Annotated in this window: 13 protein-coding genes; 5 read left to right on the top strand and 8 right to left on the bottom strand. The window is 41.3% G+C overall.

Annotated features, from left to right (window positions below; translation table 11 throughout):
* Positions 1 to 3: 3 nt before the first annotated feature.
* Positions 4 to 636: an HAD family hydrolase gene (locus tag NSQ26_RS11985; RefSeq protein ID WP_499718283.1), complete on the bottom strand. Its 633-nt coding sequence runs from the start codon at positions 634 to 636 to the stop codon at positions 4 to 6.
* Between the two features lie 445 nt (positions 637 to 1,081).
* Between NSQ26_RS11985 and NSQ26_RS11980 the strand changes: the two genes are divergently transcribed.
* The 4 genes from NSQ26_RS11980 (at position 1,082) to NSQ26_RS11965 (ending at position 7,880) form a co-directional block, all read left to right on the top strand.
* The gene (locus NSQ26_RS11980; RefSeq protein WP_499718282.1) at positions 1,082 to 1,657 is read left to right on the top strand and encodes a restriction endonuclease subunit S domain-containing protein; all 576 of its coding nucleotides are present in this window, start codon (positions 1,082 to 1,084) and stop codon (positions 1,655 to 1,657) included.
* Positions 1,654 to 4,875, top strand: coding sequence for a type I restriction endonuclease subunit R (locus NSQ26_RS11975; RefSeq protein ID WP_499718281.1), 3,222 nt, complete (start codon positions 1,654 to 1,656; stop codon positions 4,873 to 4,875). The genes NSQ26_RS11980 and NSQ26_RS11975 overlap by 4 nt, the downstream gene beginning before the upstream one ends.
* A gap of 194 nt (positions 4,876 to 5,069) precedes the next feature.
* Entirely contained in the window at positions 5,070 to 6,266 is a 1,197-nt protein-coding gene (locus tag NSQ26_RS11970) for a restriction endonuclease subunit S (RefSeq protein WP_499718280.1), read from the top strand.
* 15 nt (positions 6,267 to 6,281) lie between these two features.
* The gene (locus NSQ26_RS11965; protein ID WP_499718279.1) at positions 6,282 to 7,880 is read left to right on the top strand and encodes a type I restriction-modification system subunit M; all 1,599 of its coding nucleotides are present in this window, start codon (positions 6,282 to 6,284) and stop codon (positions 7,878 to 7,880) included.
* Positions 7,881 to 8,122: 242 nt separating this feature from the next.
* Here the strand turns inward: NSQ26_RS11965 and NSQ26_RS11960 are convergent, their stop codons facing one another.
* The 6 genes from NSQ26_RS11960 to NSQ26_RS11935 form a co-directional block, all read right to left on the bottom strand.
* Positions 8,123 to 8,734 carry a 3'-5' exonuclease gene (locus NSQ26_RS11960; protein WP_499720060.1) on the bottom strand — a complete coding sequence of 204 codons (612 nt, stop codon included), beginning with the start codon at positions 8,732 to 8,734 and terminating at the stop codon, positions 8,123 to 8,125.
* Between the two features lie 44 nt (positions 8,735 to 8,778).
* Positions 8,779 to 9,708 (bottom strand): phosphotransferase enzyme family protein, encoded by a 930-nt coding sequence (locus NSQ26_RS11955; RefSeq protein WP_499718278.1) that lies wholly within the window; start codon positions 9,706 to 9,708, stop codon positions 8,779 to 8,781.
* A gap of 24 nt (positions 9,709 to 9,732) precedes the next feature.
* Positions 9,733 to 10,260, bottom strand: a complete 528-nt coding sequence (locus NSQ26_RS11950) for a hypothetical protein (RefSeq protein WP_499718277.1) — start codon at positions 10,258 to 10,260, stop codon at positions 9,733 to 9,735.
* 38 nt (positions 10,261 to 10,298) lie between these two features.
* On the bottom strand, positions 10,299 to 10,676 hold the full coding sequence (locus tag NSQ26_RS11945; RefSeq protein ID WP_499718276.1) for a Gfo/Idh/MocA family protein: 378 nt from the start codon (positions 10,674 to 10,676) through the stop codon (positions 10,299 to 10,301).
* 177 nt (positions 10,677 to 10,853) lie between these two features.
* Positions 10,854 to 12,017, bottom strand: a complete 1,164-nt coding sequence (locus tag NSQ26_RS11940; protein ID WP_499718275.1) for an MFS transporter — start codon at positions 12,015 to 12,017, stop codon at positions 10,854 to 10,856.
* Positions 12,018 to 12,398, bottom strand: coding sequence for a MerR family transcriptional regulator (locus NSQ26_RS11935; RefSeq protein ID WP_499718274.1), 381 nt, complete (start codon positions 12,396 to 12,398; stop codon positions 12,018 to 12,020). It lies immediately after the preceding gene.
* A 201-nt stretch (positions 12,399 to 12,599) separates the two neighbouring features.
* Here NSQ26_RS11935 and NSQ26_RS11930 point away from each other — a divergent pair, with 201 nt between their 5' ends.
* Complete coding sequence (locus NSQ26_RS11930) at positions 12,600 to 13,166, top strand: nucleotidyltransferase domain-containing protein (protein WP_499718273.1); 567 nt, start codon at positions 12,600 to 12,602, stop codon at positions 13,164 to 13,166.
* Positions 13,167 to 13,237: 71 nt separating this feature from the next.
* Here NSQ26_RS11930 and NSQ26_RS11925 read toward each other — a convergent pair whose 3' ends face one another.
* Complete coding sequence (locus tag NSQ26_RS11925; protein ID WP_499718272.1) at positions 13,238 to 14,113, bottom strand: AraC family transcriptional regulator; 876 nt, start codon at positions 14,111 to 14,113, stop codon at positions 13,238 to 13,240.
* Positions 14,114 to 14,182: the final 69 nt, after the last annotated feature.

Here is a 14,182-nt window from a genome sequence, read left to right as displayed (position 1 = left end):
GTTTTACGCCCCTTGCCTCTGTACATACTGCTTCAAGTCGGAAAATTCCTCGATCACATCATCATACTCACTTACTTCGCCGAAGCCATATTTGGCATAAACAAAGGAGATGCCCGCATATTTTGCAGCATTTAAATCTCCTTCCGTATCCCCTACATAAACGGGGCTCTTTAAGTGATTTCTTTCCATAATTAAATTAATATTCTCTCCTTTATAAAACCCAGTTCTGCCTGGATTCTCGTAATCGAAAAAGTATTTTTCAAGTTTATGATACGCATAAAAAGATTCAATATATCCATCCTGACAGTTGCTCACGATATACAGCTTGTATTTCTTCAATAAGGAGTTCAGTACCTCCTCAACATTGTCGTAAAGTTTGCCACCATACGCTGTTAAATACTTCTGTTCAGCGTCACCACAGGCGCTTATTAATGTTGTTCGCTCCTTCTCACTCAACTCAGGGAACAATTTTTTACTAATCTCAAGCATTTGTAATCCCATGGTCCCTTCAAAATCAGTTCGTGTTAACTTGTCTTTCAGCGGACAATGTTTCTTAATACACTCATTCCATGCATCTAGAACCGTATCGATTGAGTCCCAAATCGTTCCATCTAAATCAAAAATAATGCTATCCATAATAGGCCACCTCTACTTTTTTACTTTTCTAACATCAACAATCCCTCTCATCACACACGACACGGCTCCGCCCATTCATCCAAGATCTCCTTGCACTACCGCAGTCCATATGTCCCTCTCATTCCACAAACGTGCCGCAACAACGATTCGCTTCTTTTGAGTTGCTATCCTCTTATCATACGCAAGTTTTTTGCTAACCTCAATAAAAAGCACCCTTTCACAGGAATTTATAAACCCCTTTCCACATGAAAGCTTCTAGCACCTAGAGCAGTCGCTTCCTTAGGATGCAAGACCTTCACAGGTTTGTTCCAACTATAAAAGAATCTCCCCTATACAAAAATGTAGTTTCTTTAAATTAACAAAATGAATGCTTGCGCTTTCAAAGTCGGTCTGCTAGAATAGAAACATCAGGAAGAAAATTAATTTCAGAAAGGCACATATTCATATGATAAAATTAGCACACGTGGTTGCGTTCGTGAGTGGGTCGCCTCAATTTAGGATTACAGAAGCATTCGATGATCAAGCGCCACTTTACACCTATTACGGACAACCAAATATTGAAGCTGATTTGGTGGGTATTGATGCTACTAGTCGTGACAACAAACGAGTGCGAACATTTGATGATGTGCATACGCTATGCAAAGGTAATGTTGTGTTTAGTTTAATATCAGGAAAAGCCACGATCGTTCGTGCGCATCACGAGGGCTATCTATACACGCAAAACTACGTGAAGCTAGTCACTGATGAAACGGTTGATGCGAAATATCTTGTTTACTTACTTAATGAAGATCCATCCATTAAGAAACAATTTCAAATCGGATTGCAAGGTTCTCAAGTACTAAAATACACGCTGAAACAAGTGAAAGAACTGGTATTACCAAATTTACTACCAATAGAAAAACAGCGGATCATCGGTGCGCTTTATTTCAATCAATTACGTCTGGAAGCGTTAAGAAATAGAGCGGCAAATGCAGAAACGACCATCGTCTTAACAAAACTTAGGGAGGTAAGCAATCCATGAACGAGACGCAATTTGAAACCGAACTCATTCAATACTTGACGAGTGGCACCATTACAAAACAAGCACATGTTGAACGAAGAGGTGGCGTTATTGCTGAAGAATCAAACGCTAATTATAATGTTGATTATGTAGTGAAAACGAAACTGTGGAAATATGAACCTACGATTAAAACGACAGACCAACTCTGGGATAATTTCAAGACAATCCTGGAACGACACAACCAACACACACTTGAACACCCGTTAAGTGTAGTGGAATTTAATCAAGTGAAAAAGATCATCTCTGACATCCAGACCCCTTATGAAGCAGGGCAGTTCTTGTATGGCTTAAATGGTGTGTCGCAAATCGAGATTGATTTAGACGATGGTCGCCATGTATTCCTGACTGTTTTTGACCAAAAACAAGTAGGGGCTGGGGATACGGTTTATCAAGTGGTCAATCAAATTGAACGACCAGCAATCATCACCGGAAAACAAAAGCGCCGTTTTGATACAACCCTTTTGATTAACGGTCTGCCGATCATTCAAATTGAGGAAAAGCGTGACACGCGTGATGTCAATGAAGCGCTCAATCAAATGCATCAATATGCGGATGAAAATCAATATCGTGACATTTTCTCGACCTTGCAAATTTTGGTGGCAATCACCCCAAACAACGTGAAGTATATGGCAAATACAACGCCAGATCAATTTAATAAAGATTTCGCTTTTCACTGGCAACGCAAGCGTGACAATACGATTGTGCGCAACTGGAAAGAATTCGCAGATTCCATGCTATCGATTCCAATGGCGCACCAAATGGCGACCAACTACATGATTTTGGACGGAACAAAAAATAAACAAACGTTGAAAGTGATGCGCCCTTATCAAGTGTATGCAACCCAAAACGTGATCGAGCGCTTGAAACGTGCTGATTTTGAATTTGGTATGAATAAAATTGGTTACATATGGCACACAACTGGATCTGGTAAAACGATTACTAGTTTCAAAACGGCCTGGCTCGCAAGCCGGATGCCGAACGTCGATAAAGTCGTTTTCGTTGTCGATCGTATTGCCTTAACGAAACAAACGAACGAAAATTACAAAGCCTATGACCCCGATGCGACAGAAGACACATTTGGTAGCGTGCAAAACACCAGTAATACGACTGATTTGAGTCGTAAGCTTAAAAGCAAAGACAATAGCATTATTGTGACTTCCGTACAAAAACTCGATACGTTAGTGAAACGCAAAACCTTTAAAGCGCCAGAAAAAAATATTGTGTTTATCGTCGATGAGGCACACCGTTCGACCGGCGGTGACTCATTTAAAAACATCCAGAAAGCCTTTAAGAAATCCGCTTGGATCGGGTATAGCGGCACACCAATGTTTGATGATACAACGACTGGCCTAAGAACAGAAGATATTTTCGGTCCACTATTACACGCATATACGATTCGTGAAGCGATTGCGGATCGCAATGTTCTAGGTTTCAAAGTAGATTTTGAGACAACGATTGGCGAAAAAGAAATGAAAGAGCAATATCTTCCGGCATTTTACCGTGACCGTTATCCAAAATGGAGCGAAGAAAAAATTCAAGAGAGGATCAACAACCTCTCGCAAGAAGATATGGATGACACGATTGAACCAAGTTTCTATGATGAAAATCCAGATCACGTCAAACTAGTTGTGGAAGACATTTTCAAAAACTGGCGGAACCGCTCTAATGAAGGCAAGTATAATGCATTGTTTACCACGCACGTCGGCGGTGGCAGAGCTAGCACACCGATGGCGATGATGTATTTTCACGAGTTTCAACACGTCAACAAAGAAAACAAGAAAAACGGCGGGCAGACGTTAAAAGTGGCCGTGACGTTCAGCCAAAATTCATCGAATAATGATATCATGCTTGACACAAATAAAGGTTTGTACGCTGCCATTCAAGCGTATAATACGGAATTCGGCACCTCTTTTGGAATGGATGATGTTTCTGGCTACACGCAAGACGTGACTTCACGTTTAAACAAATCTGCATCCGACGGAAATTTTCTAGATTTGGTGATTGTGGTCGACCAATTATTAACGGGCTTTGACGCACCGGAACTGAACACGCTGTATGTCGATCGAACCTTAAAAAACGCGGGGTTAATTCAAGCTTATTCCAGAACGAACCGGATCGCCGATATGCAAGAAAAACCATGGGGACGTGTGGTCAATTACCGCTGGCCTGCGCAAAATGAGAAGTTGATGAATGAAGCGCTTGCGATTTATGCCAATAAAGATTCAGCCACTTTGTCCGATGATGAACGACGTGAGTCTAACCAAAAAGACGAGATCATTGCTAAACCATTCGAAGACGAGTTCGCTGAAGTGAAACAAGTCGTTGATGAATTGAGGAATTTAACAACGGGATTTGAACAATTGCCACCATCTGAAAAACAAAAAGATGATATGCTTGACTTGCTCCGTGACTATAACAAGGGCATGGCAAAGTTAAAGCAATATGATCCCGATGAAGTCGATGGTGAAAACGTCGGATTTGACTATGACAATCCCGACGAATTAGTCGAAAAGTTAGGAATGACTTCAGAACAGGAAGTCATGTTAACGACCGTTTTAACCAATGAACTGAAGACACATATTGCGAAAGAGAAGAAGATCCCGCTTCCACAAATTGACCTGCGGATGACACATGTGAAAGATGTTAAAGTAAACTACGATTATCTCACTGAACTCTTGCAGCAACTATTGAACGAAGTCCACTACGAGAAAAATGAAGCCGCCAAAGAGACGCAAGAGGAAATCAATAAATTTGCGAATGGATTGGATGATCGTCATTATGCGACTGAGATTATGAATGCAGCTGGCGCAATCATCAACCGTCACTTCCCACCTGAAGGTTATGATCTCAAGTATCCGGTAGAACTAAGTGATCGTGAAAAAATCATCCAGGATGCGAACAATGTTAGTATTGATAGAGTGTTTCTTGACTTCCGAGTGAAATGGGGAATCACGGATATTATCACAAGTGCCGAAATGCGTGAGTTGTTTAGCTGGCATCGCTACGGCTCGCAAGACTTAGATGATACCGGTCAAATTCGTGATATCATCACTAAAGCAAGTGATGACTATCAGAACCTTGCTCATGATGAGGAAGTACAATCATTGTCTAAAATTAAATACCGGACCAGTTTGCGTAAAGCCCTTTACGAGTTAGCGGATTCATTGGCGAGGGATTAAACGGGGCGTTTCAAGAGTGAACCAATCGGTCATAGTTGAGTAGTGGTGTGTGTAGAAATTGCACATACCACTCAGCACGGTGTCTCGCAGTACAGCTAAGAAAAGGTGATTAGTGAATATAAAGCATACAATAAGCATCAAAAAATAGGTTCTGATTTCGATAAAGAAATGCAGGAAATGCAAGGAGAGCAGACATGAGCGAGAACAAAGAAAATGTACCTAAAATAAGGTTTCCGGGTTTTGATGGTGTTTGGGAGAGGCGGAAGATCGGAGAAGTTATTGAGAATTATGTAGAAAAGACGGTTGTGCAGAACCAGTATCCTGTTTTAACTTCTTCGCAACAACAAGGTATTGTACTACAAGAGGATTACTTTGCAGATCGACGAGTTACTACAAATGATAATATTGGGTACTATGTTTTACCTAAGGGTTATTTCACTTATAGAAGCAGAAGCGATACTGATGTATTTGTGTTTAATCGCAATAATCTTATAAATAAAGGGATTATCAGCTATTATTATCCCGTCTTCAAACCAAAGAACATAGACTCAAATTTTTTACTTAGAAGATTAAATTACGGTATAAAACATCAGCTTGCTATGGCTGCCGAAGGAACAGGGCAACGAGTGCTTTCTCAGCGCAAATTCAAAAATATGACAGTAAGTGTTCCCGAACTTCAAGAACAAAAGCAAATCGGATTACTTTTTGAACAACTCGACCACCTCATCACCCTTCATCAGCGCAAGTTAAATAACGTACAAACTTTGAAGGCTGGGCTGCTTCAAAAAATGTTTCCAAAAAATGGCGAAGCTTTTCCAGAAGTTCGTTTCTCAGGATTCACTCACTCTTGGGAACAACGGAGACTTAAAGATATTGCTGAATTTAATCCTAAGTCGATGTTACCAAACGAGTTTGAATACGTTGATTTGGAATCTGTTGTAGGTACTGATTTGATTGCTCATCGTACTGAATCAAAAGAGTCTGCACCATCTCGAGCTCAACGATTGGCACAACGTGGAGATGTCTTTTATCAAACAGTTCGTCCTTATCAAAAGAACAACTATTTGTATAATTTACCTTATGATAACTATGTTTTCTCAACAGGTTACGCACAAATGCGACCAAGTATTGATAGCTATTTCTTACTTAGTCGTGTACAAGAAGAGCGATTCGTTAAGGCTGTTCTAGATAGAAGTACGGGTACAAGTTATCCCGCAATCAACTCAAATGACTTAGCAGAAATCGAAATTAAAGTACCTGTTGATAGTGGTGAACAAGAGAAAATCGGGTCGTTATTCCGAAGCCTCGACTCCCTCATCACCCTGCACCAGCGTAAACTGGAACACTTGCAACAACAGAAGAAATCATTACTACAACAAATGTTTGTCTAGGGAGGCAATAACAACATGAGTAAAAATCTACAAACCATGACAACCAAACTGTGGGCGATGGCGAATGATCTTCGTGGAAATATGGACGCCGCAGAATACAAGAACTATATTTTAGCGTTTATGTTTTATCGTTATCTGTCCGAACATCAGGAACGGTATTTAGTTGAAACGAATGTTCTTGATATTGCCGCGCACGAATCAATCAATAAAGCTTATTTAGAACAAGCGAACGGTGACGACTTGCCTGACTACTTAGAGGATATTTCTGCAAACCTAGGCTATGCGATTGCTCCGCTTGATACGTGGGAATCTTTAGTCCAAAAGATCGATAACAGTATGGTGATTCCGAGTAATTATCAGGAGATGTTTGATCACTTCAATAAGAACGCTCAATTAAACAAAGATGCTGCAAAAAATTTCCGTGGCGTGTTTAACGACATCAACCTTGGAGACTCGCGTCTTGGCTCTTCAACAAATGAACGTGCGAAATCACTGAACCGGATTGTCAAGCTTGTGGACGGGATTGATTACAAAGGTGAAGATGGCAGCGATATTCTTGGCGTCATCTATGAATATCTCATCGGACAATTTGCCGCAAATGCCGGTAAAAAAGGGGGCGAGTTCTACACACCTCATGAGGTTTCTAAGATTTTGGCTAAAATCGTCACTTGTGATGTAGAAGAATCGGATCACACTTTTTCGGTGTATGACCCGACTTGTGGATCTGGATCATTGCTATTAACCGTTCAAGGGGAGTTGCCTGGTGGCGATAAACGCGGGGCGCTTAAATTCTATGGCCAAGAAAAGAACACGACAACATACAACTTAGCTCGTATGAACTTGATGATGAATGGTGTTTCATATAACAACATGACGCTAAAGAATGCCGACACCCTTGAAACTGATTGGCCTGATGGACCAGATGAAAAAGGGATTGACCACCCACGCGCTTTTGATGCCGTCGTTGCGAACCCTCCGTATTCTGCTCATTGGGACAATAACGAAACGAAGTTAAAAGATCCACGTTTCAGCGAATATGGGAAACTCGCCCCTAAAACGAAGGCGGATTATGCATTCATTTTGCACAGTTTATATCATCTAAATAATACTGGCACAATGGCGATTGTCTTACCGCACGGTGTCTTGTTCCGTGGTGCCGCAGAAGGGATGATTCGTAAAACAATCATCGAAAAAAACTACCTTGATACAGTGATTGGGTTACCGGCCAACTTGTTTTACGGTACAAGCATCCCGACGACAATTTTAGTATTCAAGAAAAATCGTCAAACAAAAGATGTCTTGTTTATCGATGCGAGCAAGGAATTTGAGAAAGGCAAGAATCAAAACAAACTTACTGCAGAAAACATCAATAAAATCATTGACACTTATCAAAACCGTGTCGATGTTAATAAATACGCGCACGTGGCATCACTAGAAGAAATTAAAGAAAACGAGTTTAACTTAAATATTCCTCGCTACGTGGACACGTTTGAAGAAGAAGAACCGATTGATCTTGATGAGGTGAATAAGCTGTTAGCGCAGGATAAGCAAGAAATTGCTGAGCTTGAAGCGAAGATCAATGAGCAGTTGAAAACATTGGGGGTTCGTGTGTAGGCACTAATAAGAGAAGGGGCAAGCAACATTGTAATATCACTTTAAAGAAAAGAGATTTCTCGAAGGAACTCCTATAGATATTCCGAAGCCCAGCCCGAGAATTTCACATGGAGAGGTGAGCATGTCAACCTAGTTGATGTAAGTGCTAAGTCTCTTTGTCCTGCCCCTTTTCCGTCCATCAATAATATAGACCTCTAAATGTCTTTGTATATCCACAGCACCCTGATAAAGGTATGACATGTCTAAAATAACGTCCCTTGCTCGCCATGATCAATATCCACTCCACATATACGCATGAATTCTCCTATCGTCATATGAGGAAAAGAAGATTCAACGATAAAAACAAACAACTGTGCCGTCATATAGGCATCGTACAACGCCCGGTGCGGCTTAAAAGCCGGCGTCTTTCGGACGTGCTGATCTAAACGAAATTGATGCACAAGATCACTTAGCCGATACGACTTTTGCCCAGGATAGGCGTAACGTGCTAAGCGCAACGTGTCGAGCACAAGAGGAGGACGGTATGTGGCACACTTCCTACGAAGCAGCTTCCAATCAACCCGAGCATTGTGAGCAACCATGATTGCCTGGCCAAGAAAATACAATAAAGGGATCTTGATCTCATCAAATGTCAGCGCGTCTTTGACATCATCATTTGTCAGTGACAACCAAGGACGCCGCGGCACCGGACGGAATGGACGAACAAGACGGTGGAAGTGATCTTGTCGATCCGCTTTTCCACCGTTCACTTTCACTACACCGATTTCTAAAATCTCTTCTTTCTCTTTATCTTGTCCCCCGGTTCCCTCTAAGTCAATAGATACAAATGACAGTGATCGCCAATGCTGGTCCATATCCACCACGGCACTTCCTTTCATAATGAAGTCACCACAATGTTTTAAATAATAGAGTGGTTATATTCAAGATTCATCCGGTAAAAGTTCATTAGTCTCACTTGGTCTTCACTTAGCTTGTCTTGATTCCAGTACATATGCATTAAATTGTACTCAAATACTTCTTTCAGCAACAAAAAGAGTGGTAGTTTCTCCAACATCTCGTTAGAAATATGATACTCTTCCATATATCCTTCGACTAATGCTTCTAAAATCGCCTTCTTATAATCTCTTATATTTCCTTTGCCAATAAATGTGTATCGGAGTGCAGAATAGAGTGGTACGACCAAGTCATAAATCAAAAAATGCTTTTCGCAATCTTGAAAGTCAATAAAAGTGATCGTGTGGTGCTTGTCAACAACGGTGTTTTCTAACCATACATCTCCATGGATGACACCATACGCTGATTTATCTGCCGGAATTTCTTTTATTTTCGAGATCACTTCTTGTGCAAATTCCTTAATCGTTGACTCTTGTTGAGGAATATACTTGTCAAAACGATATTCCTCTTGTTTGTACCAGTCTGAAACATGGGTAAACGGACGTATTTTTTCATATTCTTTTGTTAAACGGTGCATCTTCCCTATCTGTCGACCAAGTTTTTTTAAGATCAACGCATCCCATTCTGCATTCGATAAATGCCTCCCCGGTGCAGCCCGATACAAAACCACGAGCTTGTCCTCAGGAGTCATCTTCTCTACACTATGACCGTCAATAGAAGAAATGGTAGGAGATACATCCATCCCATTTTTGTACAAAAAGTTGGTCCAGTTTACTTCCTCTAACTGTTCTTCATACGTTCGATAGTTTGTTATTCTAGCAAAATAATTACCCTGATCCCCAAAACAGCGATACATTTCATTTGTAACAGGCTCAACCTTTGTAAAACTAATTGGGAAATTGTTGTTTAAGAAACCTAAAATTCTTTGCTCCATTAGTATGCTGCCCCTTTCAATCGTCTAAGCCTTCACGCACTCGCCTAGCGCCAATGATTCCAAAATACGATCTTTCATTTTTAATGACGCCATTGCCTGTGTCACATCCAACAAGTCACTTTTGACCCCATTGTCTAAACAGTGCCTTACATGTTTGATGACTTCTTCATAGTCATCTTTTACTTCTGGATTTAACAACGTCTCGCTACCATCATTGCGATATAACACAAGCCGCTCTTTTGTCTCTTCCGCATACGCTGCCTCCAGTTTAATGGTACCGTTTTCACAAACGAGTTCAAACCCGACTAAAAACGGGGATCCCTCAGGTAAGTTTGTATGGCTTTCCGCTAAAGCGACTTTATCCTTATATTTGAACACAGATCGCACGATCGACTGTTCACCGATATCAATGCTATTTGAATAGACTTCTTCTGGTGAACCGATCACTTCATACATGAAATCTAAGTTATGGATATGGAAATCAGAAACATTTTTTTGGACACCTAAGTCGCCCCAAACAGGTGCTGTCTTATTATAAGACCTAAATGACATGACTTTCCCCATCTCACCGCTCTTTACTTTATTCATCGCTAGTTGATGCGGCGAAGAGAAAGGTCGACAAAGATATGACGACGATGCTCCTCTGCCACCTTCTTCATTTCTAGCGCTTCCTCTAAACGATATGTGACAGGTGTCTCACAAAAAACGTGTTTCTTATTTTTTAATGCTTTGATCGCCCACTCTGCATGCAGAGGTGTAGGAAGGCAAATATCTACGACGTCGATGTCAGGGTGGTGGATGATTTCATCCATATCGGTCGTTGTACGAATGTGTAGCTTTTCCCCAATCTCTTTTAACTTCTTTTCATCTCGTCCGTATAACGCAACTACCTCATACCCGTCTATTCTTTTGTATATTTCTGCATGATACATGCCAAATCCCGTCCCCAATATCCCAACTTTGATCATCTCCCACACTCCTTCTTCATAATTTTGTATGGTAATTCCAACCGCAAAACAAAAACATACGTTCCCTATTCGTTATTTCTATCATACAAAACAATCTCAACCATGTCAATGAAAAAGAAGATGTTTTCCTGCCGTACTAAAGATTTAATTACAGCAACCACCAAAGAATGCGTATTTCTAAACTTCCTGTTTTTTATGAACAAGCCTGTCCACAAAAATGAATATGATTAATGCTATACATACAAAAATCCCACTTGCAAATCCAACATAACTTACAGAGGTGAAATGAATAACGGCGCCACCTACACTCGCACCTAAACCTATCCCTAAGTAAAGAGCAGAAGCACTAAAAGACAAAACCATTGACGCCTGCTTAGGATTTAATGAAATAAGAAATGCATTTGCAGCTGGATTCATTCCAAAACCAGGGATACCCCACAACAATGAAAACACGCCTACAAGAACAATCGTCAATGTGGATGGCTCCAATAAAGAGAACAACGGAAAAGCAACTAATGCAACCGCAAATCCAAACAGTGACCATTTCAGTGTCTTGGGAGCACCTATGCGGTCCGTTAAATACCCCCCTAATAGATTGCCAAATAAAGCGCCGATACCAAGAATAAAAAGAAACACGCTTATATTCTCTACACTCGTTATCTCCGTAATCATTGGCGCGATATAGGTATAACTCATAAAACCACCTGTCGTTGCAATAATGCTGACTGTTAGCGTCATGATAATCATTTTGTTAAAACCTTTCAGCCCTTCCTTTATGTTCACATGGACCCCTCGTTCAACTCTAGGTAGCAATATCAGAACAGCTATCACTGTCACTAACGATATTAATGCCACAAAAGCAAAAGAATAGCGCCAAATAAACGCATTTCCAATCCATGTCCCAATCGGCGCACCGAAAATAAGCCCAATAGTAATTCCCGCGATGACAAACGATAAAGCTTTCCCTCTCATATTATCTGAGACGATACTTGTGGCTGCGGTCATAGCTAAAGGAGTGAACAAGGCAGCCGCTAGAGCAGCCAATACTCTTGTTGCAAACAACCATTCAAAAGAGACCATGACTGCGGAAAGGCCATTAGCGATCGTGAACGCAATCATTGATAGCACTAAAAGTGTCTTTATAGGCATATTCAAAGTCAATACCCCTAAAACAGGTGCTCCAATTGCATATGCAATTGCAAATGCTGTCACTAACTGCCCCGCTGCAGCGATTGTAATATCCAAGTCGTTTGATATACTCGGCAACAATCCGGCAATGACAAAGTCGTCTGTGCCTATAATAAACGTCCCAAGCACTAATACAAAGAGGCGATAATTCATCTAATCCCTTCCTTCTTCCTTTTTCAATTCTCTTTCCCAAAAGTGAATAATGTTCTCTAGATAGATTTCTTTTTCCTTGAATTGCTTAATCTGCTCTCGAATCATTTTTAGTTTTTCCGAGTAAAGGGAAACTGCTGAATGAGCACAGCCCTTATTGTTCACTTTCTGAAAGTTGTCGCAAGAAATCGCTGGATAAATTTCATCTGTACTTAATCCTAACGCTAAAAGAAACTGGATAGATTTTACTTTTTCAATATCATACGCCTCAAATCTTCGGTACCCATTTTCCAACCTAGTAGGATGTAGCAATTTCTTTTGCTCATAATAACGTAAAGACCGCACACTCACACCTGTTTCCTTTGATAATTCACTGATTTTCACTTGTCCACACCCCCTGTTCGAAACATACCATTTCATGATAAACGCTTACATTATGTCAAGGTCAATAGATTTTAAGGAACGTCTTATCAAATTATCAATTATCGTACACTCATTCTTACAAACTCCGTCCCTTAACCCTTGCTCTCCACAAAAATATTGTTATACACTAAGAACACCACACAAAAGGAGAAAAATCGTCTCATGTCTACCAATCCCTGCCACTCAATCACCAATCTCATGAAAGACTTCCCGCACCCATGGGCCATTGCCGGCGGATGGGCGATTGATCTCTTTCTTAGCCAACAAACAAGACCTCATAGTGACATTGAAATTCTCATCTTTCGCCGCGATCAATTTGCCTTACAAACTTACTTAACCGACTGGCAATTCACTTGCGTCGAGAACAGAGCCATCCGGCCATGGCTGAAAAAAGAAAAGTTGTCTCTCCCTATCCACGAAGCTTATGCAGAAAAAGACGGGGTGCCGCTTGAAATACTTTTAAATGAAGCAGATAAGCATCACTGGATTTATCGGCGCGACACACGCATTAAACACACCCTTAACGAGACAATTAACATCACAAGTGAAGGCATCCCATACCTTAGCCCGGAAATTGCGCTCCTCTACAAATCAACCCATCTGCGCGCCAAGGACGAAGCAGATTTCCACCACGCGACCAAAAAAATGAGCCTCCACCAGATACAGTGGTTAAAGGAGTCTCTTCTGACCATGGACGAAGCGCATCCATGGATATCGCTCCTCCATTGAAAAGTTCCGAAAAAAAAGCCGAGATGCAATTGATCCATACACCTCGGCTTCAAACTACCCACTCATAAACCTCATTTCCTTTTCTGCACTGGAATCCATATTTCACACGTGACCGTTGGCGCAGTTAAATCCTTATCTTTGATTGACAAAAGCTCCGGCCCTTCTATTTGTTGAAAATGCGACGACGGAAACCATTCTGAATAAATGCGGCCCCACGTTTCTTGGACAGTTTGCGGAAAGGGCCCTCCTGATTGAAACACCGCCCACGTCAGCGCAGGAACCTCCAGTTGCGTAAACCCTGCTGGACACTCATCTGTTGTGGCTACGCCAATGTAATGGTCAAGCTCACCTTTTTCCTCCATCCGTCCTTCCGAAAAGTTGGTCGACGCTTGGATGATACCGAGCGGCTCAGCATTGGACAGTGTCTTTAACTGCTCAATTTTCTCCGCGCCTAGCTCTTTCCACATCGCCGTAATATGTGGGTTTTCGCCTTTAAAAATAATCGGCACCCTCTTCTTCACGCCAACAATCCGATACGCTTCCTTCTTTACAATGCGATAATCCATTTCTGTTCCTCCCTTAACCGATAATTGGAAGGTCATTCGTGGAAATGCTTTAAGCGACTGCTCATCATGTCGGGCTTCTGACGGCGTAACACCATGCACGCTTTGAAAAGCTCTTGTAAAAGCGTCTGGTGAGCTGTAACCATACTTCACCGCAACATCGACTACCCGCACATTGCCCTGATTCAGCTCAAAAGCCGCCAACGTCAACCGCCTGCGTCGGATATATTCTGATAACGTAACCCCCGCTAGGAACGAAAACATCCTTTTGAAATGATATTCCGAACACAAAGCCCTCCTAGCTACTTCTTCAAAGTCAATATCTTGCGCAATATTTTCTTCGATATACGCAATCGCCGCATTCATGCTCTTCAGCAAATCCATTGTAGTGACCTCCCTTATCGACAGATTAACAAAAATGAATGGTGAGCATCCGATAATTGGTGCACAATA

The organism is Bacillus sp. FSL W7-1360 (assembly GCF_038592975.1).
Classification (GTDB): Bacteria; Bacillota; Bacilli; order Bacillales; family Bacillaceae_D; genus Shouchella; species Shouchella lonarensis.
This window is presented reverse-complemented; position numbering and strand designations above follow the sequence as displayed.

Coding starts and splice junctions, on each gene's coding strand:
- NSQ26_RS11930 (WP_499718273.1), top strand. CDS start 12,600: ATGTCTACCAATCCCTGCCACTCAATCACCAATCTCATGAAAGACTTC.
- NSQ26_RS11980 (WP_499718282.1), top strand. CDS start 1,082: ATGATAAAATTAGCACACGTGGTTGCGTTCGTGAGTGGGTCGCCTCAA.
- NSQ26_RS11925 (WP_499718272.1), bottom strand. CDS start 14,113: ATGGATTTGCTGAAGAGCATGAATGCGGCGATTGCGTATATCGAAGAA.
- NSQ26_RS11960 (WP_499720060.1), bottom strand. CDS start 8,734: ATGGACCAGCATTGGCGATCACTGTCATTTGTATCTATTGACTTAGAG.
- NSQ26_RS11970 (WP_499718280.1), top strand. CDS start 5,070: ATGAGCGAGAACAAAGAAAATGTACCTAAAATAAGGTTTCCGGGTTTT.
- NSQ26_RS11955 (WP_499718278.1), bottom strand. CDS start 9,708: ATGGAGCAAAGAATTTTAGGTTTCTTAAACAACAATTTCCCAATTAGT.
- NSQ26_RS11975 (WP_499718281.1), top strand. CDS start 1,654: ATGAACGAGACGCAATTTGAAACCGAACTCATTCAATACTTGACGAGT.
- NSQ26_RS11940 (WP_499718275.1), bottom strand. CDS start 12,017: ATGAATTATCGCCTCTTTGTATTAGTGCTTGGGACGTTTATTATAGGC.
- NSQ26_RS11985 (WP_499718283.1), bottom strand. CDS start 636: ATGGATAGCATTATTTTTGATTTAGATGGAACGATTTGGGACTCAATC.
- NSQ26_RS11965 (WP_499718279.1), top strand. CDS start 6,282: ATGAGTAAAAATCTACAAACCATGACAACCAAACTGTGGGCGATGGCG.
- NSQ26_RS11945 (WP_499718276.1), bottom strand. CDS start 10,676: ATGATCAAAGTTGGGATATTGGGGACGGGATTTGGCATGTATCATGCA.
- NSQ26_RS11950 (WP_499718277.1), bottom strand. CDS start 10,260: ATGTCATTTAGGTCTTATAATAAGACAGCACCTGTTTGGGGCGACTTA.